Annotated in this window: 22 protein-coding genes; 11 read left to right on the forward strand and 11 right to left on the reverse strand. The window is 50.6% G+C overall.

The window, feature by feature from the left end:
• Positions 1-30: 30 nt before the first annotated feature.
• Entirely contained in the window at positions 31-498 is a 468-nt protein-coding gene (locus AACR41_RS02645) for a Tic20 family protein (RefSeq protein ID WP_030007880.1), read from the forward strand.
• Positions 499-600: 102 nt separating this feature from the next.
• Entirely contained in the window at positions 601-1,155 is a 555-nt protein-coding gene (locus AACR41_RS02650) for a COP23 domain-containing protein (RefSeq protein WP_030007881.1), read from the forward strand.
• Positions 1,156-1,179: 24 nt separating this feature from the next.
• On the opposite strand, the gene AACR41_RS02655 is transcribed toward AACR41_RS02650, so the two are convergent.
• From AACR41_RS02655 to AACR41_RS02665, 3 genes are all read right to left on the reverse strand, one after another.
• On the reverse strand, positions 1,180-2,277 hold the full coding sequence (locus AACR41_RS02655) for an ATP-dependent 6-phosphofructokinase (protein WP_012305800.1): 1,098 nt from the start codon (positions 2,275-2,277) through the stop codon (positions 1,180-1,182).
• A gap of 184 nt (positions 2,278-2,461) precedes the next feature.
• Positions 2,462-3,190 carry a hypothetical protein gene (locus tag AACR41_RS02660; RefSeq protein ID WP_030007882.1) on the reverse strand — a complete coding sequence of 243 codons (729 nt, stop codon included), beginning with the start codon at positions 3,188-3,190 and terminating at the stop codon, positions 2,462-2,464.
• Entirely contained in the window at positions 3,156-3,698 is a 543-nt protein-coding gene (locus AACR41_RS02665; RefSeq protein ID WP_012305802.1) for an Npun_F5560 family protein, read from the reverse strand. The genes AACR41_RS02660 and AACR41_RS02665 overlap by 35 nt, the downstream gene beginning before the upstream one ends.
• 270 nt (positions 3,699-3,968) lie before the next feature.
• On the opposite strand from AACR41_RS02665, the gene AACR41_RS02670 reads away from it, so the two are divergent.
• Complete coding sequence (locus AACR41_RS02670; RefSeq protein WP_030007883.1) at positions 3,969-5,402, forward strand: phosphoglucomutase/phosphomannomutase family protein; 1,434 nt, start codon at positions 3,969-3,971, stop codon at positions 5,400-5,402.
• Between the two features lie 79 nt (positions 5,403-5,481).
• On the opposite strand, the gene AACR41_RS02675 is transcribed toward AACR41_RS02670, so the two are convergent.
• A complete protein-coding gene (locus AACR41_RS02675; RefSeq protein ID WP_030007884.1) occupies positions 5,482-6,468 on the reverse strand; it encodes an ABC transporter ATP-binding protein in 987 nt (328 codons plus the stop codon).
• Between the two features lie 152 nt (positions 6,469-6,620).
• Between AACR41_RS02675 and AACR41_RS02680 the strand changes: the two genes are divergently transcribed.
• Positions 6,621-6,974, forward strand: coding sequence for a c-type cytochrome (locus AACR41_RS02680; RefSeq protein ID WP_012305805.1), 354 nt, complete (start codon positions 6,621-6,623; stop codon positions 6,972-6,974).
• A 196-nt stretch (positions 6,975-7,170) separates the two neighbouring features.
• Here the strand turns inward: AACR41_RS02680 and AACR41_RS02685 are convergent, their stop codons facing one another.
• Positions 7,171-8,472, reverse strand: coding sequence for a DUF4912 domain-containing protein (locus AACR41_RS02685; protein ID WP_045442406.1), 1,302 nt, complete (start codon positions 8,470-8,472; stop codon positions 7,171-7,173).
• Positions 8,473-8,792: 320 nt separating this feature from the next.
• Between AACR41_RS02685 and aroA the strand changes: the two genes are divergently transcribed.
• Positions 8,793-10,133 carry a 3-phosphoshikimate 1-carboxyvinyltransferase gene (gene aroA / locus AACR41_RS02690; protein WP_030007886.1) on the forward strand — a complete coding sequence of 447 codons (1,341 nt, stop codon included), beginning with the start codon at positions 8,793-8,795 and terminating at the stop codon, positions 10,131-10,133.
• A gap of 9 nt (positions 10,134-10,142) precedes the next feature.
• Here aroA and AACR41_RS02695 read toward each other — a convergent pair whose 3' ends face one another.
• Positions 10,143-11,510: a cytochrome P450 gene (locus AACR41_RS02695; RefSeq protein WP_030007887.1), complete on the reverse strand. Its 1,368-nt coding sequence runs from the start codon at positions 11,508-11,510 to the stop codon at positions 10,143-10,145.
• A gap of 240 nt (positions 11,511-11,750) precedes the next feature.
• Between AACR41_RS02695 and AACR41_RS02700 the strand changes: the two genes are divergently transcribed.
• The 5 genes from AACR41_RS02700 (at position 11,751) to AACR41_RS02720 (ending at position 18,003) form a co-directional block, all read left to right on the forward strand.
• Positions 11,751-12,686, forward strand: coding sequence for a LysR family transcriptional regulator (locus AACR41_RS02700; protein ID WP_030007888.1), 936 nt, complete (start codon positions 11,751-11,753; stop codon positions 12,684-12,686).
• Positions 12,687-12,813: 127 nt separating this feature from the next.
• Positions 12,814-14,664, forward strand: a complete 1,851-nt coding sequence (locus AACR41_RS02705; protein WP_030007889.1) for an NAD(P)H-quinone oxidoreductase subunit F — start codon at positions 12,814-12,816, stop codon at positions 14,662-14,664.
• Positions 14,665-14,719: 55 nt separating this feature from the next.
• Positions 14,720-16,216 (forward strand): NADH-quinone oxidoreductase subunit M, encoded by a 1,497-nt coding sequence (locus tag AACR41_RS02710; protein WP_030007890.1) that lies wholly within the window; start codon positions 14,720-14,722, stop codon positions 16,214-16,216.
• Positions 16,217-16,275: 59 nt separating this feature from the next.
• A complete protein-coding gene (locus AACR41_RS02715; protein WP_030007891.1) occupies positions 16,276-17,559 on the forward strand; it encodes a CO2 hydration protein in 1,284 nt (427 codons plus the stop codon).
• Positions 17,560-17,601: 42 nt separating this feature from the next.
• The gene (locus tag AACR41_RS02720; RefSeq protein WP_030007892.1) at positions 17,602-18,003 is read left to right on the forward strand and encodes a fasciclin domain-containing protein; all 402 of its coding nucleotides are present in this window, start codon (positions 17,602-17,604) and stop codon (positions 18,001-18,003) included.
• Positions 18,004-18,084: 81 nt separating this feature from the next.
• On the opposite strand, the gene AACR41_RS02725 is transcribed toward AACR41_RS02720, so the two are convergent.
• The 4 genes from AACR41_RS02725 to AACR41_RS02740 all read right to left on the reverse strand — a co-directional run bounded on the left by AACR41_RS02725 (position 18,085) and on the right by AACR41_RS02740 (position 23,197).
• Positions 18,085-18,858: a DsbA family protein gene (locus AACR41_RS02725; protein WP_223209951.1), complete on the reverse strand. Its 774-nt coding sequence runs from the start codon at positions 18,856-18,858 to the stop codon at positions 18,085-18,087.
• 76 nt (positions 18,859-18,934) lie between these two features.
• A complete protein-coding gene (locus AACR41_RS02730) occupies positions 18,935-20,083 on the reverse strand; it encodes a pyridoxal-phosphate-dependent aminotransferase family protein (RefSeq protein ID WP_030007894.1) in 1,149 nt (382 codons plus the stop codon).
• A gap of 104 nt (positions 20,084-20,187) precedes the next feature.
• Positions 20,188-22,833 carry a DNA mismatch repair protein MutS gene (gene mutS / locus AACR41_RS02735; RefSeq protein ID WP_030007895.1) on the reverse strand — a complete coding sequence of 882 codons (2,646 nt, stop codon included), beginning with the start codon at positions 22,831-22,833 and terminating at the stop codon, positions 20,188-20,190.
• A 103-nt stretch (positions 22,834-22,936) separates the two neighbouring features.
• Positions 22,937-23,197 carry a glutaredoxin family protein gene (locus AACR41_RS02740; protein WP_030007896.1) on the reverse strand — a complete coding sequence of 87 codons (261 nt, stop codon included), beginning with the start codon at positions 23,195-23,197 and terminating at the stop codon, positions 22,937-22,939.
• A gap of 209 nt (positions 23,198-23,406) precedes the next feature.
• Here AACR41_RS02740 and AACR41_RS02745 point away from each other — a divergent pair, with 209 nt between their 5' ends.
• Positions 23,407-23,601 (forward strand): hypothetical protein, encoded by a 195-nt coding sequence (locus tag AACR41_RS02745; RefSeq protein WP_030007897.1) that lies wholly within the window; start codon positions 23,407-23,409, stop codon positions 23,599-23,601.
• 117 nt (positions 23,602-23,718) lie between these two features.
• On the opposite strand, the gene AACR41_RS02750 is transcribed toward AACR41_RS02745, so the two are convergent.
• Positions 23,719-24,255, reverse strand: a complete 537-nt coding sequence (locus AACR41_RS02750) for a hypothetical protein (RefSeq protein ID WP_012305818.1) — start codon at positions 24,253-24,255, stop codon at positions 23,719-23,721.
• Between the last annotated feature and the right edge of the window lie 37 nt (positions 24,256-24,292).

A 24,292-nucleotide genomic window follows, 5' to 3' on the forward strand; every position in this document is an offset into this window, starting at 1 on the left:
AGGAGCTAGTCCATTGCACGAAAAAGTTTTATGTCCACTACCACTGAACCCACAGATCGTTTATTTGGGGCCTTACCCTACCTTCTGCCCCTCGTTTACGCCTTGCCCCTGGGGATTCCGTTTTTGAGGCAATTCCCGATTCTGGCGGTGATCTACGTGCCTTTACAACCCCTAATCCGCCTTTATTCATTTCCCTTTGCGGGGCTGATTATTTTCTTCATTCTCTATGCTGCGGTGGTACGCAACAGCCGGATTAGTCACTTCATCCGCTTCAACACCCTACAAGCGATTCTCATCGATATTGCCTTGATTTTATTGAGCATTGTGATTCAATTATTCGGCTTTGGGGGTGGGGGCATTCTCATCGAAACCCTTTCTAATGTAGCTTTCCTCGGTACTCTGGCCGCCTGTGGTTATGCCATGGTGCAATCAATTCTCGGCAAATATGCGGAGTTGCCGACCATTTCCCAGGCCGCCTATTCCCAATTACCTTATTAATCGGACGAAATAGGCAAAATTCTGGAAATTTAGGGTCTAATCGGGAAACTTTTTTGGGGTCATCCCCGACAGATAATCATGGTGAAGTATTAGGGAAACACAATGGCGAAGTTGGTGATGTTAGAGCCTTATCAATTATTGTTGGGCGGCGTAGTGGCGATCGCCTTTCTCACGGTGGGCCTGACGGTGGGGGTCAGCAATGCCCTGGGGCGCAATATTCTTAAACCCCGGCAGTTTACCTGTCAGCCCGTCATAGAACCCCAAACAGGAGAATTGATGTGGACAGTCTTTCATCAGGGCCAAGGGCAACCGCAACCTTGGCTGCAAATGGTGCCGGGCATGGAAGGGGATGTGTCCCCCAAAAGTCGTTGTGAGCAGGTCGCCCAGCGCCTAGATTCCCTAGTGCCACAGCAACTCCGCGCCCTCACCTATCAGCCCAACCCAGCCACCCCAGAACGGGAAGCAATTTGTGCTCTGACTCAAACCAAAGGCGGCCCTTGTACGACGCTCCTAATTTTGAAGCCAGAGACAGACCCAACGCAGTTTTTTGCGGATCTGACCCTGCCCCTACGCCAATGGGGAGAGGGGATGCAATTAGAAACCGCAAACCAGGTGCCCCTCGACCTACAGCCCTTACTGGAGCCAGCTTCTCCCTAGAGTTCTGGGCGGCTTAAATGTGGCCTAAATTTCACCTGGGCGATCGCCAAGACAAATCCCTAAGCCCCGCGCGGTTTTCACCAAAGTTCCCTCCGGATCAACAACCCGATTGATCTCAATGGCCTCACTAATGGGCGCACTAGACACCTGGCCATTTTGCCAAGTCACCATGTGATCAAATTTGCCCTGGGCGATTAAATCCACCGCCGCGACCCCAAAGGCCGAGGCCAGCAAACGGTCTAGGGGTGAGGCGATGCCCCCCCGTTGGATGTGGCCCAATACCGTTACCCGCGTTTCTGCGCCAGTCTTTTTGGCTACCTCATCGCCCATGTATTGACCGATGCCCCCCAGGCGACATTCCCCAAATTGCAATTCGTGTTTGAGGGTTTCCCCAGAGGTGGTACAGACCGCCTCTGAAACAACGACAAGGGTATGACCATTACCGGAATTTTGGCGATCGCAAATAAACTCACACACCGTCTGTAAGTCGTAGGCAATCTCTGGGATCAAGATTACATGGGCACCGCCAGCAATCCCTGCATTTAAGGCGATGTGGCCGGCATCTCGCCCCATGACTTCCACAATCATTACTCGGTTGTGACTGGCCGCCGTAAAATGCAGTCGATCTAAAGCTTCTGTGGCAATATTGACCGCTGTTTCAAACCCAATGGAACGTTCCGTAATGCCCACATCATTGTCAATGGTTTTGGGGATGCCCACGAGGTTCATGCCCCCCAGGTGTGCTAATTTCTGGAGAATCGCCAAGCTACCATCGCCACCAATCCCGACCAGTGCATCCAGCCCCAAGCGGTGATAGGCTTCGCCAATTTCTTGAGATCGATCCTTTAGGGAACCGTCTTCCATGGGAAAAGCAAAGGGATTACCTTTATTGGTTGTCCCTAACATGGTGCCCCCCATCGTTAACCAAGTATCGACTTGATCTTCGGTGAGGACAATGGTTTCTGGTGGCTCCTGGAGCAGGCCGAGGGTCGCTCGACAGATACCAATCACTTCCCAACCGTATTGATGTCGGGCGCAGCGAGTTACAGCCCGAATCGCTGCATTCAAGCCGGAGCAGTCGCCGCCACTGGTGAGTACACCAATTTTTTTTACATTTCCCATAACTGATGCTGTTTACCGTTGTCCTAAAGCATTTATGACCTGGGGCCATTGGGCCTATTGTTAATCAGGAAACGGCGATCGCCACAGCCTCTGAGATGATTCGTTTAATTTTTTGACAGTTATTTACTGATATGGCTGATAAGTCAGCGATCGCTCACATCCCCAGGGAAATTTCAGGGAAACTTTAGGATGCGAGGTAATGGGGAATAATCACATCAGGAATACTTTGCCCCGTCAGACAATGCCAATGGCAGGTAAACAGGTCTGGTTGTTGGCAGCGCAGAGAGGCGATCGCCGGTGCTGCCGGGAAAGGCCAGAGTCGATCAAAAATCAACCGCTTTTCCGGTGAGAAGGAAAACTGTAGCAGGTAAACCCCAGGCGTAGCCCCAATGGAATCGAGGAGTTGGTAGCCCAGATAATACAAGCTTTGGCGCTGTTCATCCCGGAGATCGATGGGCTGGTGGTAGGAGTTGGGCATTACCCCTTCACCGATCACTTCGCCGTACAAAGGCCCCTTCGCCGTGTAGATAATTGGTAGCCAGTGATCACCTAAATAGTTGTGGTTACAGACCCGGTGGGTTGTGTGTTTCTGCACCCACTGACGCCGCTCTTCAATTTTGCGACAGGCTTGAAATACTTTTTGGTGTGTGAAAGAAAAAGGCTCTGGTAAATCAATCGTCAAGGGACAAACGAGGACGTCGCGACCCTGGGACTGGCCCCCATGCCGAACCATCGCCGGTGTGAGCACTTCTACTTCTGTGCCCTCGGCCTGCTGCACAATTGCCGTTTTAAATGCCTTGATCATCCGCTCCGTAACGGGGGAAGCAGAGATAAATTTGCCAGAATGCTTTAATTCAGCATTGACTAAGATGATGACCTTAGAGGGTGCTGAACGTCGGGATGGGGCTGCCACCTTTGGGGTTAAATGTGGGTAATTCAATCTCAGACAGGCTATGACGACGATTTTTCACTGCAAGGCGGTAACTCACACTTTGTAAGTCGGCATGGAGTTGGCGATTCTCCCTTTGCAGCTTCTCTACTTTATCGCGAACTGTTGCCATTCTCTCAGCAAATTTTTGCCGATAGATTTGCGGTAGTTCCTGAACCACCTGTTCTAACCGCCGACTGCGATCGCCTAATTCTTTTACAGATTGGCGCAATTGGGAAATTTCTTGATCTTTCTGGGTCAAGCGCTCTTGATAAAAAACGACTTGCTGTTCAACCTCTTGGAACTGCTCCCGGAGGCGCTGGAGTTCCTCTTGGTGCTGGGCTTCTAGCTCCGGGGCCGGGTCATCATTGCCCTTGACGAGACGAAATAACTCCTGGGACAGTTGCTGCACCAGTTGATCCCGCAGTTGGAGTTCCTGCTGGAGTTGGGCGACATCGAGGGGTTGGGATTGACGGGGTTCGGTTGTTGCCACGGTTATTCATCACTCCATTGATCAAGGGTTTGGGGTTAAATCGTCCGATATGTACATCAATCTAGACAAAATTTGCACCGCCCGAAGGATAGAAAAGACAGTCTTTCGCCTATGACTTTTTACTGGAACTGGCCAGTATAGACCTAATAATATCTAATGCTTTGGAAAAATGCCTGTCTTCGGGGAAATTTTGTAAGAAAATCGCCATTCGTGGTTTCCCCCTTGCGGATAAGATAAAGGGGATTTTTAACAAGCCCTGTTTTTCTTCACATGAGTATTGCAAGCAATCCCCCGATTAAGTTTGGCACTGACGGTTGGCGTGGCATTATCGCCGATGATTTTACCTTCGCTAATGTTTGTAAAGTGACCCGGGCGATCGCCAGCTACCTAGAGACGGCCTATGGGAAGGATCGTCCGGTGCTGGTGGCCTATGACACCCGTTTTTTTGCAGACGAATTTGCCCAGACTGCGGCGGAAGTGCTCGCGGATCTCGGTTGGACGGTGCAGGTGGTAGAGCGGGATTGCCCGACCCCGGTGATTGCCTACAATGCGAAGTTTCTTAATTCTGCCGGCGCGTTGATGTTTACGGCCAGCCACAATCCGGCCCCCTACTGCGGGATCAAATATATTCCCGATTACGCCGGGCCAGCGACCCCAGAAATCACCGACACGATTGTGGCGAATATTGCCAGTGCTTCGGCGGAGATGCCCACGGGCAAAAATGGCGACAAGATTTCTCGGTTCGACCCGAAACCTGCCTATTTAAAATTTATCTACACCCTCCTGGATGTGGACAAGATTCGTTCAGCGGGCCTGAAGGTGAAATATGATGCGCTGTATTCCACGTCGCGCGGTTACTTAGATGAAGTGCTCGCCCACTGCGGCTGTGAAACGGAATCTTTTAATACCAGCCGTGATGTTTTGTTTGGCGGTGGGATGCCAGAACCGAAAGGCTCTCAGTTGGTGGGCCTCGTGGATGCGGTAAAAGCGGATCAAGCGGATCTAGGCTTGGCGACCGATGGTGACAGCGATCGCTTTGGGGTTGTGGATGAATTGGGGAATGTTTTAACGCCCAACACAATTCTGCTCTTGCTCGCGCGGCACCTGCTGAAAAACAAAGGTCAAAAAGGGGCGATCGTCCGCACGGTGGCCACAACCCATTTGCTCGACAATTTGGCCGCAAAATATGGCTTAGAAATTTTTGAAACGGCAGTCGGCTTCAAGTACATCGGCGAAAAAATGCGCGAAACCGCTGTCCTCATTGGCGGTGAAGAATCCGGTGGTTTGAGTGTGCTCGGTCATATCCCGGAAAAAGATGGCATTTTGGCGGATATGCTCGTGGCCGAGGCGATCGCCTACGAAGGTAAGCCCCTGTCTCAGTTAGTCAAAGAAGCCCTCGAAGATGCCGCTGGGCCGCTCTTCAACAAACGCTTGGATCTTCACCTCGAAGAACCCCACAAAAAGGCTGTCTTGGACTTCTATAAGGCGACGCCCCCGGAAACCGTGGCTGGTTTAGCGGTCAAGGAAGTGGGCTTAAAAGATGGTGTGAAACTGTACCTCGAAAATGGCAGTTGGGTGCTCCTGCGTCCTTCTGGTACAGAGCCGTTGATGCGGGTTTACATGGAAACGGATTCTGCGGCCCTTGAAGCGAAAATTGCCTCAGAAATGGAAGCGGCGATCGCCAAACTTGATCCCGCGAAATAAACACCTTTGAAATTTTGTGAGAGAGGGCGTTACTAATCGGTAATGCCCCTTTTTTAATGCTTTTTTGAAAGAGAAAAAATTAGGCGATCGCCTTGAGATTTTCCTCGATGTGCGCCTGGGGATCATGGTCACGAATTTGGCGAATAAAGAAATCCTCTAGGGAAACCCGCGCCAATTTTAAATCCAGTAATTGCGCCTTCATCAAGCTTAGGGAAGCGATAAACTTTTGGGGATCTCCCTCCAAATGGCCGATCCAATGGTGATCCTTGCGGGCTAAATCCGGCACCCAAGACCGTAACGCTGCCTCGGTACCCCCTTCGATGACGACTTGATAGCGATCTGCTGCCCCCAAAAGCTCATCTAAAGTACCTTGGCAAATAATTTCTCCCTTCGACAAAATCGCCAGACGATCACAAATCAGTTCCACATCCGCCAAAATATGCGAATTAAAGAAAATCGTTTTCCCCTGGGCCTTTAGGGACAAAATAATTTCTCGCACTTGGTAGCGACCGAGGGGATCGAGGCCCGACATCGGCTCATCGAGGAAGACTAAATCAGGATCATTGATTAACGCCTGGGCCATCCCTACCCGCTGGAGCATCCCCTTGGAATATTTGCGGAGCTGCCGCTTTTTCGCCACTTCCTGGGCCAGTCCCACCGTATCCAGCAGTAATTTAATCCGCTTTTGTCGCTTGCCGCGCGGAATCTGAAATAAACCCGCCGTAAAATCTAGAAATTCCCAGGCCGTCAAAAAGTCATAGAAATAAGCATTTTCCGGGAGATAGCCAATGCGCTGTCGGGTCTGGCGATCGCCAAACGGTTTCCCCAACAACGTCGCATTGCCCCCAGTCGGTCGAATAATACCTAGGAGAATTTTCAAAAGAGTTGTTTTGCCTGCCCCATTTGGCCCCAGTAGCCCAAAGGTTTCGCCTGCCAAGACTTCGAGGGAACAACTTTTCAGGGATTCACTGGTTTTATTGAGCCAAAAGCCGGTACGGTAAGTCTTGCAAAGGTCCCAGGTCTTGACCACTGCCATACCATCGGAGGAAGGAGATGCGGACTGCATAGGGCAATTTCGTGACAAATTGAAACAATTTAGGGAATTTCAGGCTAAGCGTTTGAACCAAACGACAAGATCGATAAAATATAGTCTGGTTGATTATATTAAACTTTTAACCAAATTCTTTTTCTGTTGAGAGCATTGAGAGGAAAACTCCTTTGAAAAAATTACTTGCTATTGCTTTAACCGTACTTGCTACTGTTTTTGCCTTCGGGACTCCTGCATTTGCCGCTGATGCTGCTGCTGGTGCCCAGGTATTTGCCGCTAACTGTGCCGCTTGCCATGCTGGTGGTAACAACGCAGTCATGCCCACCAAAACCCTAAAGGCTGATGCCCTAAAAACTTACCTCGCTGGCTACAAAGATGGCAGCAAGTCCCTCGAAGAAGCGGTTGCCTACCAAGTAACCAACGGACAAGGGGCAATGCCTGCTTTCGGTGGTCGTCTAAGCGATGCTGACATTGCTAACGTTGCCGCTTACATCGCTGACCAAGCAGAAAACAACAAATGGTAAACGACTGATTGCCTCAAAATCAGTTGCAATCCATTCCCCATAGACCAGTTATTTTGCTTAAATAACTGGTTTTTTTATGGCGATTAACCCTCTCGACAGATAAACTTCAGAACAAAAAACCTCCCCAGATGGAGAGGTCAAGAAATAAATTAATCAAATCAAAGCATTCGTTTTTGAGGTTTACCGCAACAGTAGCCTAGACAAACCACTCGTCCATTGCCTGTTCTTTGGTGTTGGTATTTCGAGAAGGAGTCGCCCGGTCAAAGGTCATGTGAATCGAACGGGTTTGTTCCCCATCGGCAGCCACAGCCACAATCGGATAATCGATATTGCCGTCTTGGAAAGACATCTGGAAGCGGAATGTGCCGTCTGGATTCAGTTTGATCGGTTGGCCGCCAATGGTGACAGTGGCATCGGGTTCTGTCGCACCGTAAACAATCAACTCTGCATCAGCCACGAGCCAGAATTTCCGGGGACGCGCTGGTGGCATCGACGCAAAGCCAGCACCGGACATATTCAAGCCGGACATATTGAGGCCAGAAACGTTGGGGGCTGCCCATAGTCCTGCCCCAGATGGGAAGACATAGGAACTGATAGATTCTTGGGGCGGTACTGAACCAGCCACATGTTGCATCGAACCAAACAGAGACCCAGCAATACGTTGGGCTTCGAGGGATTGGAGATCACCAAAGATTTCGTCGTAGATGGGACTAGAGGTACTTTCGGCAGCGGCAGCAGCAGCTTCTGCTTGTTTCTTGGCTGGGGGCACCAGGTTGTAAACGGTTTTTCCTTTCAGTTCTTCATCCCACTGGACGGTCACAAAGATGTCTTCTACCCAGTCGCTGGGATAGACGGGGGGAATGCGAATTGCGGTGGAGCGGGCCAAGCTTAACCAACGGCCATCGGCGCAACGGTAACCGATTTCGACAACGTAATCGCGATCGCTAACGGGGACGGGGAAATACCATTCCCGCGCCATTTCATCACACAAATATTCTTGGACGTTGTGGGGGGTCTGGTAGTCGAGGTTGATGTCCGTTACGTCATAGAGGCGGAGGGCGATCTGCTGGCCCCCTTGGTTCCGCAGGTATTGCTTGTGGTCGTTGGGGATATCCCAGTAGGCGTAGGCCCATTGGGGATCACGGGGTAAGAGAACGATGCGACTTTGACCATAGCCGCCGGGGAGGTCACCGAGGTCTTCATCGACACTGGCGAGATCGAGCTCGATAGGATCATCTTGACCAACTTCAAATTTTGCTGCTTCCACTTGAGTTTCCTCCTCTTGGCTATTGACTGGGGTGATGGATTCAGTTTTGTCGGGGGTGACTGAGGCTTTGGGATTGTCGTAGCTTGAGCGTTTTTTCACCTCAGCGAGGAGCTGATCTTTGCGCATCCGACTATAGCGGCTGATGCCAAGTTTGCTGGCGAGCTTCCGTAGTTGCCTCAGGGTCATATCTTCTAGGTTGTCTTCGAATCCATTGCCTACTGTGGTGGTCATGGGATGGGCTCCTCCGTTGCACGAATTTTGGACTGATACAGGGTAGGCGCTTGCATCGGTTTTTTTGGCGATCGCCTGTTGTTTCATGTTTTAGCAGAGAATCCTGGGTTTCGTGATCCCAAAAGTCAAGATATGTTGACTTTTAACGAATTCAATGGCTTTCAGTGATTTTTTATGTCAGGAAACTATGACTTTTGTATCTGGAGTAAGTATTTGTGCTTGGTTAAAAAGACGAATTTGAGCGATTCTGCCCCGGGCCATAGGCAAGGGATTTGGAAATCCGCTAAGATGACATCGCCCATTTGTAACATCCCGACATTATGATTCGCCTCGAAACGGTTTCTCCCCACCAGCAACTTGTGATTACGCCGCCTGCATCGGGCCTCAGTTTGCAGGGAAAGGTGCGGATTCCGGGGGACAAGTCCATTTCCCACCGGGCGCTGATGTTGGGGGCGATCGCCGAAGGCGAAACGATCATCGAAGGCTTGCTATTGGGCGAAGATCCCCGCAGTACGGCGGCCTGTTTCGCGGCGATGGGGGCCAATATTTCAGAATTAAATGAAACGGAAGTCCGGGTGCAGGGGGTCGGTCTCGGTAATTTGCAAGAACCAGATAATGTCCTCGATGCGGGTAACTCCGGCACCACGATGCGCTTGATGATGGGTCTGCTGGCTTCGTCGCCGGATCGCTTTTTTGCCGTGACGGGGGATGGTTCCTTACGATCGCGGCCCATGTCCCGGGTTGTCAATCCCCTGAAGGAAATGGGGGCACAAATTTGGGGTAAAAAAGGTAATACCCTCGCTCCCCTAGCGATCCAAGGGCAACAACTCAAGGGCATTCATTACCACTCGCCCATTGCATCAGCCCAGGTAAAATCCTGTGTATTGTTGGCGGGCCTCTTGGCAGAGGGGCAAACCACCGTTACTGAACCGGCCCTTTCGCGGGATCACAGTGAACGGATGCTCCGGGCCTTTGGGGCGAATCTCACCATTGATCCCGAAACCCACAGCGTGACCCTTGACCCCCACCCGACGTTGCGGGGCCAAAAAGTGGTGGTGCCGGGGGATATTAGTTCGGCGGCCTTTTGGATGGTGGCGGCGGCGATTGTGCCCGATTCTGATTTGACCATTGAGAATGTGGGCATTAATCCGACCCGCACCGGGATTATTGAAGCGATGCAGATGATGGGGGCGGACATGACTCTTGATAATGCGCGGGAAGTGGCCGGGGAACCGGTGGCGGATCTGCGGGTGCAATATTCTCCTCTCAAGGGCTGCACCATCGGCGGCGAGATTATTCCCCGGCTGATTGATGAAATTCCGATCCTGGCGGTGGCGGCCTGTTTCGCAGCAGGAACAACGATTATTAAAGATGCTGAGGAGTTACGGGTCAAAGAAAGCGATCGCCTCGCAGTGATGGCCGCAGAATTGACGAAAATGGGCGCGAACATTATCGAGCATCCCGACGGCCTAGAGATCATTGGCGGGGGCACTTTAAACGGAGCAGAAATGGATAGCTACACTGACCATCGCATTGCCATGAGTTTGGCGATCGCCGCTTTAAATGCCAAAGATGAAACCCGCATCCACCGGGCCGAAGCCGCTTCCATTTCCTATCCCACCTTTGTCGAAACCCTCACCAACATTTGTCAGTTTGAATAAACGCCCAGGCTAGATTTTGCTGCCGTTAAAGCGCATTTTCACCCCCGTTGCAGGAGACAAAACTAACCCCTTGCGTTTGGCGGCGACGGGCACTTGATCCAGTAGGGTTAAATCGGCTTGGGTGGCGATCGCCGCAAGACCTAAGCGCAACTCCACCATCGCTAAAGCTTCCCCGGCACAACGGCGCACACCGCCCCCAAAGGGCATAAATTCGTAGGGCGTAAACTGCCGTTCGAGAAACCGTTCAGGGCGAAATTCTCTGGGGTTGGGGTAGAGATCCGGGCGTTGGTGGAGCAGATAAATTGACCCCATCAGCACCGTGCCCCCCTCAATGGAATAATCGAGCAACTGGGTGGTGGCAACAGCTTGACGAGCAAAAGTGAACATCGCCACGGGATTAATCCGTAAGGTTTCATTGCAAACGGCTGCGAGGTAAGGCAAACGGTAAATGTCCATCGGGTCAGGATTTTCGCCCAAGGCTGTGATTTCGGCGCGGACTTTTGCCATCACTTCCGGGTGGGCATGGAGCCAATAGGTGCCCCAGGCCATGGCGATCGCCGTCGTTTCGTGGCCCGCAAACAAGAGCAACATCAGTTCATCGCGTAACTGTTGATCGTCCATGGTGTTGCCCGCTTCGTCGGTGGCCGCCATCAGCAAAGACAAAATATCAGTCCGCTCCGGGTCGGGGTGGGTACGGCGTTCCTGCAATTCGGCGTAGATCAAGTCATCTAGGGCTTGGCGATCGCGGATAAAACTGCCCCAGGGACTCCAGGCTCCCAAATCCTTTTGCAACGACGTAAAAAAGAGAAAACTATTGGCGATGGGCGAGGTAAACCGATTCAAAATCTTGCGGGTCATCGCCATAATCGGCGCGTAGCGATCGCCCCCCTGCACCCCAAAGACCACCTCAATGATCGTGCGCAGGGTAATCTTTTGGGTGATGTCCTGCATCTGGAAGGCTTGGCCCGGCTTTAGCTGGGACAACTCCTCCTCAATAATCTGGGTAATGAGCGCCCCATAGTTGTGCATCCGCGCCCCGTGGAAGGCTGGCATGATCAACTTTCTTTCTTGTCGATGGCGATCACCGCTCAAACTCACCAAAGACTGTTGCCCCACCAGGGGTTCAATAATGCCGTTTAACTCCCCAGGGGCCGCAAAAGCCTGGTTACTATTACTGAGCAACTGCCGTATCGCCTCAGGATGATAGGCCAAAATCAGGGGCTGGTCATAGCCTGCCGCTGGCATATAGGCGAGATCGGGGGCTGAGCTTGCCAAGCGGGTCAAATACCCCACAGGATTCAACAACGATTGTAATTTTTGCTGAAACTTTCCCGTAGATAAACGCGGAATGGACTTGAATTCAGTGGCGATCGCCATAGGTTTGACTCGATAGGGTGAAGGGCCTTGTTTCCCTATTGTGACACTTTTGTCCAGAGAACTATACTCGCCAAAAACGTCCCTAAGCCAGAAAAAATCAGAGTTTGACGGGAAGCCCAAGGGAATTTTTATAAATTTTTCTTATATAGAACCGAAACTATGACGATATTTTCTTGTATTGACTCTAGTCTATGGTATTGCTAAACTCAGGCATAACAGCACAAGTTCAGGAGTAAACCCTTGATCCCTGCAACTCTCCACCAACTGAAGGTGTTTGAAACTACGGCTCGCCACGGCAGTTTTACCAAGGCAGCGGAGGAATTATCAATCACCCAACCGACGGTTTCTGGACAAGTGAAACAACTGACCCAGACCATCGGCATGCCACTGTTTGAACATATTGGCAGAAAGCTATATCTCACAGAAGCAGGTGAGGAACTCCTCGCAACCTGCCAAGAAATCTTTGAACGGTTGGATAACTTTGAGATGAAGTTGGCCGCCCTGCAGGGAGCGAAACGGGGTCAACTCCGCCTTGGGGTAATCACCACAACCAAATATTTTGTGCCGCGTATCCTGGGGGAATTTTGCCAAGATTACCCAGATATTGACGTGTCTTTGCAGGTGATCAATCACCAACAGCTCCATGATCGGATGGCGAATAATCTAGATGATCTCTACATCCTGAGTAATTTGCCCGATGATCTTGATGTCCATGCGCAAGCATTTTTGGACAATCCCTTGGTGGTGGTCGCCCGCGCCGATCATCCCCTGGCTTGCCAGAAAAATCTCCCTTTGTCTGTGTTGGACGGGGCAGATTTTGTGACGCGGGAAATGGGGTCGGGGACGCGACTCGCGGTCGAAAAACTCCTGGCAGAACATGATGTGTCGGTGCAGGTGCGCCTGGAACTGGGGTCAAATGAGGCGATTAAACAGGCGATCGCCGGTGGCCTAGGGATTTCTGTCTTGTCCCGCCATACTTTGATCACAGAGCCTCCCCACGGCGAATTAACGGTGTTGGATGTGGAGCATTTTCCGATCCAGCGCCATTGGTATGTTGCCTACCTCGCCGGGAAACAACTGTCGGTGATTGCCCAAGCCTTTTTGGAGTTTATGGTCCGGTCTAGCCAGAAAACTCTCGAAAATTCAGGGCGGCGATCGCTTGCTCTGCAACCCTAAAAGCTCAAAATTGTTGGGCCATTTCCCGTGCCTTTGGTAGGTCGAAGTTGGTAATTGCCCAACCAGCAAAAAAGATGGGTCATCAGCCCGCTTTTCCCTAAGCAAATTATTTCAGCGTCATCGTCATATGAATACTTTTTTCAGTCAGAGTGTCTGGCTTGTTCCCTGCTATCCTTTGCTGGGAATGGGTCTATCGGCGCTATGGATGCCGAGCATCACCCGAAAAACAGGGCCACGGCCTGCGGGCTACGTCAATATGTTGCTGACTTTTATGGCCCTAGTCCATAGTTGTCTTGCCTTTATCGAGCGATGGGAACAGCCCGCCCTAAAACCATCGTTAACTTGGCTCCAGGCGGCGGACTTGACCCTCAACATTGACCTCGATATTTCCAGCATTACTATCGGGGCGCTGATTCTGATCGCCGGGATTAATTTACTCGCCCAACTCTATGCCGTGGCCTACTTAGAAATGGATTGGGGCTGGGCGAGATTTTTCGCGACCATGAGCTTATTTGAAGCGGGGATGTGTGCCTTGGTGCTCTGTAATTCCCTTTTCTTTAGCTATGTGGTACTCGAAATTTTGACCCTCGGTACTTATCTGTTAATTGGCTATTGGTTTAACCAGTCCCTGGTGGTCACGGGGGCGCGGGATGCGTTTTTAACAAAACGGGTCGGCGATCTGTTCTTGCTGATGGGGGTTGTTGCCCTATTGCCCCTTGCTGGTACTTGGAATTTTGATGGTCTGGCTGAATGGGCGGCAACGGCAGAACTCGATCCGACTTTGGCAACGCTGCTTTGCTTGGCCTTAATTGCGGGGCCGTTGGGGAAATGTGCCCAATTTCCGTTGCACCTCTGGCTTGATGAGGCGATGGAAAGTCCTGTCCCGGCAACGGTGGTGCGGAATAGTCTCGTGGTTGGTACTGGAGCCTGGGTGCTGATTAAGTTGCAGCCAATTTTTGCCCTCTCGGATTTTGCTTCTACTTTTATGATCGCGATTGGGGCAACGACGGCCTTGGGGGCGGCCATGGTGGCGATCGCCCAGATTGATATCAAACGTTCTTTGTCCTATTCCGTCAGTGCCTACATGGGCATGGTCTTTATGGCGGTGGGTTCCCAACAGGATCAAACGACATTGGTCTTGCTACTCACCTATGGCGTGGCGATGGCAATTCTCGTGATGGCGATCGGTGGCGTTGTTTTAGTCAATATCAGCCAAGATTTAACCCAATATGGCGGCCTCTGGTCGCGGCGGCCGATTACGGGGATTTGCTACCTTGTCGGTGCTGCTTCCCTCGTTGCCCTACCGCCGTTTGGTGGATTCTGGAGCCTGGCCCAACTGACAACAAATTTTTGGAAAACAAGTCCGATTCTGGCCGTGATTTTGATTACGGTCAATGCCTTGACTTCCTTTAGCATCATGCGAGAATTTGGCCTAATTTTTGGCGGTAAGCCGAAGCAGATGACCGTGCGATCGCCAGAAGGATTATGGGCCTTAGTCTTGCCGATGGTGATTCTTGCGGGTTTCGCCCTCCACAGTCCTTTTATTCTGGCGAAACTGAATTTTCTACCGGATTGGCACCAGTTGAATCTGCCCCTAGCTGCAGTTTTGATTATTTCGACCATGGTCGGTGGCGGTACCGCGATGTATCTCTATCTCAATGAAAAAATCAGTAAACCGATCCATATTTTTTCAGATCCGGTGCGGGAATTTTTCGCCAAGGATTTGTACACAGCGGAGTTGTATAAAAACACAGTTATTTTTGCCGTTGCCTTGATTTCCAAAATCATTGACTGGTTAGACCGCTATTTTGTCGATGGGGTGATCAACTTTCTCGGTTTAGCAACCCTTTTCGGTGGCCAAAGTTTGAAATATAACAACTCTGGGCAAAGCCAATCCTATGCCCTCTCAATTGTGGCCGGTATTCTCCTCTTTATTGCCGCTTTATCGTATCCCTTGCTGAAGCATTGGCAATTTTAAAGGGGGATGCATTAACGATTTTCGCTGAAATATTTATGACCTTCTCCGAAAGATTATGCTGAGTTTCTTACTGTTTTTACCGCTCGTCGGCATTGGGGCGATCGCCCTTTTCCCCAGGCCCCTGACCCGGATTGTGGCAACGGTGTTTACGGTTGTTACCCTGGCGATCAGTAGTGGCTTATTGATTAACCTCAACCTCCAAGATGCTGGTATGCAATATACCGAATTCCATAATTGGTTAAGCATCCTGGGCCTCAACTACAACCTCGGTGTGGATGGTTTATCTTTGCCGCTGATTGTCCTAAATAGTTTGCTGACATTGGTCGCGATCTATAGCATTGGTGAAAGCAACCACCGTCCGAAGCTTTATTACTCCCTCATTTTGTTGATTAATAGTGGGATTACAGGGGCCTTGATTGCCAATAATCTGTTGCTCTTTTTCCTCTTTTATGAAATTGAGTTGATTCCTTTTTATTTACTGATTGCCATTTGGGGCGGCGAGAAAAAAGGATATGCCTCGACTAAATTTTTGATTTACACTGCCATTTCTGGACTCTGTGTATTGGCGGCATTTTTAGGGATGGTGTGGCTTAGTCAATCGAGCAATTTTGACTTTGAGAATTTAACCCTAGAAAACCTAGAGTTCAACACTAAGGTAATCCTGCTCACGATTTTGTTGATTGGCTTTGGAATTAAAATTCCCCTCGTGCCTTTACATACTTGGTTGCCCGATGCCTATGTGGAAGCAAATCCAGCGGTAACAGTTCTGTTGGGTGGTGTTTTCGCGAAATTGGGCACCTATGGTTTGGTGCGCTTCGGTTTGCAACTGTTCCCGGATGTATGGTCTACGGTTTCCCCGGCCCTCGCGGTCATTGGTACCGTGAGCGTGATGTATGGTTCCCTGGCGGCGATCGCCCAACGGGATCTCAAGCGGATGGTCGCCTACAGTTCCATCGGTCACATGGGTTATATCCTAGTTTCGACCGCAGCAGGCACGGAGTTAAGCTTGCTCGGTGCCGTGGCGCAGATGATTAGCCACAGTTTAATTCTGGCGCTGTTGTTCCACCTCGTCGGCATTATCGAACGCAAAGTTGGCACGCGGGATTTGGATGTATTGAATGGTTTGATGAACCCGGTGCGGGGGTTGCCCCTCACCAGTAGCCTGCTAATTTTGGCAGGGATGGCCAGTGCCGGGATTCCTGGTTTGGTGGGTTTCGTCGCAGAATTTCTCGTGTTCCAAGGTAGCTTTAGCCGCTTCCCGATTCCGACGCTGTTTTGCATCATCGCTTCTGGTTTAACGGCGGTTTACTTCGTGATTTTGCTCAACCGTACCTGTTTCGGTCGCCTCGACAGTCACACCGCCTACTACCCCAAAGTTTTTGCCAGTGAAAAAATTCCGGCGATCGCCTTGACGGTCATTATCCTTTTCCTTGGTTTGCAACCCGCCTGGCTCACCCGCTGGATTGAACCGACGACTAGCCAATTTATTGCCGCCATTCCCACGGTTCAGACCATTGCCTTGACTCCCGCTGAATTGTCGAAAGCACCCTAGTACATCAGACGTTCTCGCTTGACCGATTCGCCCAGCATTTTCTTAAGGAACAAAGCACTATGATCACCACCAAAATTCCCCCCTCAACCCATCCCCATGCCGATGTGATCCATCGCCTCGAAGCCGGGGGCTCAATGTTGCCCGATACCCCCGAAAATCTGATGCAGATTATCGGCATCTATAAAGCCTATGCCGTGCCGATGGATTTCTACTGGCGAGATCTGCTGTACATTGCGGAACAAGTTTTTCTTGAACCCTTCCGCTTCTTTAAATACTTCATTTCTGACGAATATTTAGAGCGGCAAAATCATTACGCCGGCGACCAAGCTGATCTCCGCATTTGGCGCGGCACAGGCTCCGCTCACCCGGAACTTTTAGAGTTTATGAAAAAAGGGGAAACCTTTAAATCCTCTAAACTCTTTCATCACCTGTTCCACGACCGGATCAACATGGAATTCGCCGAAGCCTGTATGCGGGCGATGCTGTGGCATGGGCGAGACATGGGTCTGGGTAAATTTGATGCCTACCTCGATTCTGACGAATACAAAGCCAACGCCGACCGCGCGATCAAGGCCTACTTCAAGAAAAACCCGGTCATGTTGGGCTTGTATAAACTTTTCCCCGATATGTTCCTGGAGCAGGTGCGCGAACTCTCCTACTACGCCAACTTAGGACTGTTTTGGGAAGTGATGGCCCCCGTTTTCTTTGAAATGTCCGATATCTATGACGAAGGTGGGTTTAAGGGTGTCCCCGATGCGATGGATTTTTTGGTGAATGGCATTTTTGCGATCGCCGGTCGCCCCATTTACCACCACGTTTATATTGATGGCGAATGTTTTGAAATTATCCCCAAATCGAAGGGCTTTACCTGGCTCTATGAGGCTGCCTTACCCTACGTCGAAGCCGTGTTTTACCGCACCGCACCTTTCCGGGGGACAAAATCCTACAACGCCCAGGCCCACGAAGTGCCCGACGCGCAAAAGGACTTTCATTACGGCATTTTGTACGCCGATGTTTTCCCCGTCGGCACTGCCGGCATTCCGCCGACATTGTTGATGGATGATATGTATCACTTCCTCCCCCAATATCTCAAGGATTACTACAAGGAACATTGCCGGGGCGAAGATGATGAGCTGATTCAATTGGGCATCACCTTTCAGCGGTCGATGTACAACGTCACCTCTGCGGTGATCCAAGCCCTACGGACAGCCTTGCTTTATCCATTAGATGATCCCAATCCGAAACATTTACAGAAAAATCGTGAATTTTTTGAAGCTCAAATGGATCGTTTTCTCCGGCCAGAAGCCCGCTTACGGGACATTCAAAACGCAGAATATCGTTAATCTATTTTGAATTTTTTTATTTATTCAATCGGAGCTTAAACAATGCCAAGTATTGTGGATATTGCGGTGAATACCGATGGTTTTTCGACCCTGGTGGCCGCCGTGCAAGCCGCAGGTTTAGTGGAAACTTTAGCCGGAGAAGGGGATTTTACCGTCTTTGCGCCCAACGATGACGCTTTCGCCAAATTGCCCCCCGGCACGATTCAAACCCTTGTGCAAAATCCGCCCCAGTTAGCGCGCATTCTCACTTATCACGTCGCGGCGGGACGGTTAACTAAGGATGATTTAATCAAATTGGGCGAAGTAAAATCCATCGAAGGTTCCCCCATTCCCATTAATGGTGAAGATGATTTTGAGGTCAAAAATGCAACGGTTTTAGCGGCGGATATCGAAGCTGACAATGGCATTATTCATGTGATTGACAATGTTATTTTGATGGGCTAATTTTTCTAGAATCAAAAAACAAAAAGGCTTCTATCTATAACGGATTAAGAAGCCTCTTTTTTTGGACTATTTAAGCTAATTTTAGGGAGTAGTGATCGCGGCGAGTTTTTCTTCGTATTCTTGTAGATCTAACGCCCCGGAGAAGGTTTCAAATTTCCCAGTTTCCGTCGATGCCAAAATAAAGAAAGGCGTACCGTTTAGACCTAACTGTTGAGCCAGTTCAAGATCCTGTTGAATCGCCGGTTGAGCATTTTGGCGATCGCCTTCAAACTTTTCTAGATCCAGACCTAGATTTGTCGCAATTTCTTGGTAGAGTTCTTCCCCAAGACGGTCTTGATTTTCAAAAAGCTGATCATGGTATTCCCAGAATTTCCCCTGTTGTTGGGCGGCCCAAGATGCCTCTGCTGCCGGGATTGCTTGGGGGTGAATTTGAGCCAAAGGCAAGTGCTTATAGACAAGAGTAACAGTGTCACTGTTTTGAGCCATAAACGTTTGCAAAGTGCTATGGGCGCGGGCACAGAACGGACATTCAAAGTCAGAAAATTCGATCAAGACCACGTTCAGATCCTCAGCACCCAGGGTGGGGCTATCGCCAATGACCGTCTGTGGTTCCGTCAAGACCTGCTGTTGAAAATCCTCAGCCGCCTTTTGTTGTTCTTCCTGTTGGGCCTGTTGTTGGGAGAGTTGGTAGTTTTGTACCGCATCAATCAACACTTGGGGATTGTCCCGAATCACCTGGAGGATTTGCGCTTCCAGTTCCGGATCGACATTGACATCCGCTTGGGCTGTCTCTTGATCGCCATTACAGCCCCAGAGACCAAACCCAAGACAAAGGGCAGAAAAAAGGACAAGCATTTTTCGGGAAAAACCTTGCCCCATAGATAACGAAAGAATCATTAGATCTTCAATAAAAATTGCGCTTCTAGTCTATCTAAAAGAGAACCTGTTTTAGGGCAGCCAACAGAAGCGTCACATTTTCCTTGCGGGCGTTATAACCCATCAGGCCAACACGCCAAACTTTACCCGCCAGATCCCCTAAGCCCCCAGCAATTTCGATGTTGTACTCTTTCATCAACTGAGCAGCCACGGCAGCACCATCAACCCCATCGGGAATGCGCACTGTGGTGAGGGTCGGCAGACGGATTTCACGATCTACGTGGCACTGTAACCCCATCTCTTCGAGGCCCGTCCAGAGGAGATCTGCTGCCTCCTGGTGCCGTTGCCAACGGGCTTCTAATCCTTCCTCGGCGACGAGCATCAAGGCTTCCCGCAGCGCATAGTTCATATTAACCGGGGCGGTGTGGTGATAGACCCGTTTCCCAGTGCCCCAATATTTGCTGACCATGGACATATCCAAATACCAGTTTTTCACCGGCGTCTTGCGATTATTCAGGACATCCAGGGCGCGGGGGCTGAGGGTCAGAGGGCCAAGGCCAGGGGGACAAGCGAGGGCTTTTTGGGTGCCGCTATAGGCGAGGTCAACGCCCCATTCATCAAGGAAAAGAGGCACACCGCTTAAGCTGGTCACAGTATCGATTAGGAGCATCGTGCCGTGTTTTTCACAAATTTCCTTGACACCTTCGAGGGGTTGTCTGGCTCCCGTAGAAGTTTCGGCGTGGACGAGAGCCAGGATTTTCGGCTCGTGTTGGGCAACGGCGGCGGTAATTTCTTCGAGGGTGAAAGCCTTACCCCAAGCAGTGGAAAAAGTATGCACCTCGGCATCGTAACGGCTGGCCATATCCACGAGGCGGTGACCGAAGTAACCATTGATGCCGATCAGGACTTTATCGCCGGGTTCGACCATGTTGGCGAGGGTGGCTTCCATGGCAGCGCTACCAGTACCACTGACAGAAATCGTGAAGGGGTTTGCGGTCTGCCAGGTGTAGCGAAGGAGATCCTTGACGTCCTCCATAATTTCAAGATACTTCGGATCGAGGTGGCCGATGGGAGGCATAGCGAGGGCGGCTAAAACCCTGGGGTGGGCATTGGATGGGCCAGGGCCGAGGAGGAGCCGGGGCGGTAAATCCAGTTGTTTAACGGGCTTACGGTAAGTATTTTGGACGGTGGGGCGATCGCTCATGGATAGTTAAGCTCTAAGGACTGTATTTAGTCAGATTTTTATCGGGTTCAATTTTCCCATATTGTCGGGGCCATCCAGCGAGAGGAGCCTGATGTTTAAAGAATTTAAACTTTGAAAATATTTAATTGTTCCGATACCCTTTGGGGATTTTCTGGAGTGGCAGTGGGTACTTTCTTGGGGATACCTTTGCGTAGGCCGACGGCAATTTTACTGTGCTTTTCAATTTGGGTCATGACTTGTTTTGCTCGCTGAATCACACTCTTGGGTAAACCCGCTAAACGTCCGGCTTCAATCCCATAGGAACGGTCAGCGCCACCGGGGCGAACTTGGTGCAAGAAGATAATTTCTTCGGGCATTTCTTGAACTGTGACTTGATAATTGGCGACATTTTCAAGGAGCGACGCTAACTCATTTAACTCGTGATAATGGGTCGCAAAAATTGTTTTCGCTTTGATTTCTGTGGCGAGGTATTCTGATACCGACCAGGCGATGGAAAGGCCATCAAAAGTTGCGGTTCCCCGGCCAATTTCGTCGATTAAAACCAAAGATTTTTCCGTGGCATGGTTGAGGATATTGGCGGTTTCATTCATCTCCACCATAAACGTGGATTGGCCCGTGGCAAGGTCATCGACAGCGCCGACCCTAGTAAAAATGCGATCGCAAATGGGAATTACAGCACTTTGGGCGGGGACAAAACTGCCCACCTGGGCCATCAGTTGAATCAGACCCGTTTGCCGGAGATAACAGCTTTTACCGCTGGCGTTGGGGCCAGTGAGGATAATCAAATCAGGATAGGAATTCTGAGTGCGACCGAGGTAAGTGGAGTTGGGCACAAAGAGGCCCATACCCAGGGACTTTTCGACGACGGGGTGACGACCAGCTTCAATTTCGAGGGTTTTTTCAGTGGTAATCTCCGGACGGCAATACCCTTGGTACACGGCGGTTTCCGCGAAGCTCGTCAATACATCCAGGGCGGCGATCGCCTTAGCGGTGGTGCGAATTTGGTCGGTGTGTTCGGCCACCTTAGCGCGGAGGATGGCAAAAATTTCGTATTCCAAGCTGCAGATGTCATCCTTGGCGGTGAGGATGCGGCTTTCTCTTTCTTTTAGTTCCGGCGTGATGTAGCGTTCTTCGTTAGCGAGGGTCTGTTTACGCAGATATTCGTCGGGGGCCTTGTCCGCCTGGGAGCGGGGCAGACTAATATAATAGCCGAAGGTCTTGTTATAGCCGACTTTGAGCTTGCTGACCCCCGTCCGTTCCCGTTCGGTAACTTCTAAATTCGCCAGCCATTCCCGGTCTTCCACTTGGGAGCGACGCAGAAAATCGAGGTTTTCATCGACCCCATCCCGGATTAAACCCCCTTCTTTGATGTGAATCGGCGGCGAATCCACCAGGTATTGCAAAACGTGCTGTCCCAGGGCTTCTAATTCCGGCGGAAAATCTTTCACTGCCTGGAGATAAGGCGATCGCCCCTCAGCGGCCAGTTCTGCGAGGTAGGTTAATTTCGTTAAAGATTCCGCTAAAGCGTATAAATCGCGGGCATTCGCACTACCAGAGCCAATTCTCCCAGCAATCCGCTCTAAATCGTAAATTTGCTTCAGTAATTGCCGGATATCTTGGCGGAGATTTGTATTTTCTACCAGTTCCGTTACAGAATCCAAACGCTTGGCGATCGCCTTTGGATCTAATAAAGGTTGCAACAACCAACGGCGGAGGGCGCGGCCCCCCATATTCGTACAGGTCACATCCAGCGCCCAGAGTAGGGAGCCGTAAAAACTGCCGTCCCGCACCGTCTGGGTAATTTCCAGGTTACGCCTCGTCTGGTGATCCAGTTGCAAAAAGGCATCAATGCTGTAGGTTTTGAGGCTTTCAAAGGGCACTTTGTAGGCCTGCTGGGTTTCCTCCACATAGGCCAAGAGTCCCCCCGCCGCCCGCACCGCCAGGGGTAAATGTTCGCAGCCGACCCCCTCTAGGGAACGCCACTGGAAAGTCATCAAAAGCTTGGGTTTCGCCTCGTTGAGATCAAATTCCCTGGGCGATCGCAACGCATAACAAAAGTCCGACGGCAAACAATCAGGTAGATGGTTTTGTAATAATGTTTGGCGATCGCTGGGACGCATTAAACGATTTAAATCCGGGGCATCGCTGGGATAGAGCACCTCCGAAGGTTGCAAACGCAGGAGTTCTAAGTTCAATGCTGCCAAATCCTGGGCCTGGGTGGTACAAAATTCCCCCGTGGAGATGTCGGCATAGGCCAACCCCCAATGGTTGCCGGCGATCACCACCGCCGCAAGATAGTTATTTTGCCGCGCCCGCAACATCCCATCATCGGTGAGGGTGCCTGGGGTCAAGACCTTTTGCACTTCCCGCCGCACCATTCGTTTTTCGGCGTGGGCGGTGGCGGCGTCTTCTACCTGGTCACAAATGACGACCCCATAGCCTTTTTCTAAAAGCTGAGTGCTGTAACGTTCGAGGGCATGGTGGGGCACCCCTGTCATCGGTACGCGGCCAATGCCTTTGCCGGATTCTTTGCTGGTGCAGACCAACTCCAATTCGCGAGAAACGGTGATCGCATCCATGAAAAAGCACTCGAAAAAGTCGCCGACCCGGTAGAGCAAGATATTGTTGGGATACTTATCCTTAAGGTCTGCGTAGTGCTGCATCATCGGTGTGAGGAGTTCCCGATCGAGCTGGCGATAATCTGCGTTGGGAATGTCTTCGGCGCTGGGGTTACGGTTGGCAGCAGGCATGAAACTTGGCTTCAGTCACGGACAAGTATTCTATCTTAGCGGCGATCGCCTTTTTCCTTAGGAGTCTCCTGGGAGATTGCCCCAAAAACCTGGGTAATAAAGTTTAAGCCAGATATCCGGCTAATTTTTCTTCGAGTTTAGCCACGGTCATGCGGGGCGGAAAACGGGGCAATTCTTTTTCCTGGCCATTTTCGAGCAGACACAAAACCGGAATTTCGTACTGGTAGCGTGTAAACCACTGGGGATTTATCGTAATGTCGCGCATTTCGAGTTGGAATTCTACCTGGGTCACCTGGGCCAACTTTTCGGCGAGGCCCTCACAGAGATGACAACCGGGTTTTGTGTAAAAAATAATTTGCTTCACAGTACGATCGGTAACAAAAACGTTTAAGAAAAGTAAAGATCCGATGAGAAATGTAGAGAATTTAGGGGGTGATTACATTATTATTCCTGGCTATCCTTGATAATTTTTTTAGTATTTCAGCTTATTGACAAACTGAATTGATCTTACATCTAAGGAAATTGTGGCCTTGTTTCCGTGGGAAATCAGGTGGCAAAGCTAAAGCGAGAAGTATGGAATGTCAGCAAATGAACCCTTTATTAGAAACCATTGATCATGTATTTTCTTCAGGTACTTTAACCAAGCAGGATGCAAGGGTGATCAATCAATGGCTCTGGAAAACTCCTATGAGTGATGCTCTGTATCAAGCGTTAGACCAGTTGTTGCAAGGCATCGAAGCGGGTTATATCGCCGTACTTGGTACCTAAGAAACTAAAACAGTACGATTACATCAATTACAAAGCCGTCGTGTCGAGGCGATCGCCACCCAAGCAAACGGGCAAAAAGAGAGAGCCCGGGTCAAGCAGCGATCTAAACGTCGTTTTTTAGAAGTTAGGCCGGGTAAATTCGCGACTGACAAAGCCGATTTCTAGCAGTTGTTGGTAGGCCTTTTCGCCGAGGTCGCTGGTAGGACTTTGGGAGCGAATCACCTGGATCAGGAGGGGCACTGCCAATTCGGGTTTTTCTTGGACACGGTGGACGAGGGCCAAACGGTAGGTGGCGGTGTCGCGCATTTCCCCAGCGGCGATCGCCGAACGTCGCTCTGTATCATAAACAGAATTGTCTAAACCCTGGAAACTATTGGCTAGATCTAGGTGAAAATTAGAAAGCTGATTATAAACTTGACGCGCTTCCTGGAGTTTAGAGACGGCAACCTCGTAATCTTTGGCGGAAATGGCGGCGATCGCCTCATCCATCACCTGGGAAGCCCCGGACATACTGAGGATGCTGCTCTGGAGGGGGCGGAGTTCGCTGCTACTCCCTTGGACAGCCTCAGGCTGCGCCGAAACGGATGGCATCATGGCCAAGGAACACCCCATTGCCAAACTAGCGAGTGGAATCAAACGGTCGATAAAATTCATAATGTTCGTCAAGTCTTGTTTTGACACAATAACAGTA

Source organism: Picosynechococcus sp. NKBG042902, assembly GCF_963864045.1.
Classification (GTDB): domain Bacteria; phylum Cyanobacteriota; class Cyanobacteriia; order Cyanobacteriales; family MRBY01; genus MRBY01.

Bases quoted from the DNA above. Each gene is read 5' to 3' on its own strand.
- AACR41_RS02645 (WP_030007880.1), top strand. From the start codon at position 31: ATGTCCACTACCACTGAACCCACAGATCGTTTATTTGGGGCCTTACCC.
- AACR41_RS02650 (WP_030007881.1), top strand. From the start codon at position 601: ATGGCGAAGTTGGTGATGTTAGAGCCTTATCAATTATTGTTGGGCGGC.
- AACR41_RS02655 (WP_012305800.1), bottom strand. From the start codon at position 2,277: ATGGGAAATGTAAAAAAAATTGGTGTACTCACCAGTGGCGGCGACTGC.
- AACR41_RS02670 (WP_030007883.1), top strand. From the start codon at position 3,969: ATGAGTATTGCAAGCAATCCCCCGATTAAGTTTGGCACTGACGGTTGG.
- AACR41_RS02675 (WP_030007884.1), bottom strand. From the start codon at position 6,468: ATGCAGTCCGCATCTCCTTCCTCCGATGGTATGGCAGTGGTCAAGACC.
- AACR41_RS02685 (WP_045442406.1), bottom strand. From the start codon at position 8,472: ATGACCACCACAGTAGGCAATGGATTCGAAGACAACCTAGAAGATATG.
- aroA (WP_030007886.1), top strand. From the start codon at position 8,793: ATGATTCGCCTCGAAACGGTTTCTCCCCACCAGCAACTTGTGATTACG.
- AACR41_RS02695 (WP_030007887.1), bottom strand. From the start codon at position 11,510: ATGGCGATCGCCACTGAATTCAAGTCCATTCCGCGTTTATCTACGGGA.
- AACR41_RS02705 (WP_030007889.1), top strand. From the start codon at position 12,814: ATGAATACTTTTTTCAGTCAGAGTGTCTGGCTTGTTCCCTGCTATCCT.
- AACR41_RS02710 (WP_030007890.1), top strand. From the start codon at position 14,720: ATGCTGAGTTTCTTACTGTTTTTACCGCTCGTCGGCATTGGGGCGATC.
- AACR41_RS02715 (WP_030007891.1), top strand. From the start codon at position 16,276: ATGATCACCACCAAAATTCCCCCCTCAACCCATCCCCATGCCGATGTG.
- AACR41_RS02720 (WP_030007892.1), top strand. From the start codon at position 17,602: ATGCCAAGTATTGTGGATATTGCGGTGAATACCGATGGTTTTTCGACC.
- AACR41_RS02725 (WP_223209951.1), bottom strand. From the start codon at position 18,858: ATGCTTGTCCTTTTTTCTGCCCTTTGTCTTGGGTTTGGTCTCTGGGGC.
- AACR41_RS02730 (WP_030007894.1), bottom strand. From the start codon at position 20,083: ATGAGCGATCGCCCCACCGTCCAAAATACTTACCGTAAGCCCGTTAAA.
- mutS (WP_030007895.1), bottom strand. From the start codon at position 22,833: ATGCCTGCTGCCAACCGTAACCCCAGCGCCGAAGACATTCCCAACGCA.
- AACR41_RS02745 (WP_030007897.1), top strand. From the start codon at position 23,407: ATGGAATGTCAGCAAATGAACCCTTTATTAGAAACCATTGATCATGTA.
- AACR41_RS02750 (WP_012305818.1), bottom strand. From the start codon at position 24,255: ATGAATTTTATCGACCGTTTGATTCCACTCGCTAGTTTGGCAATGGGG.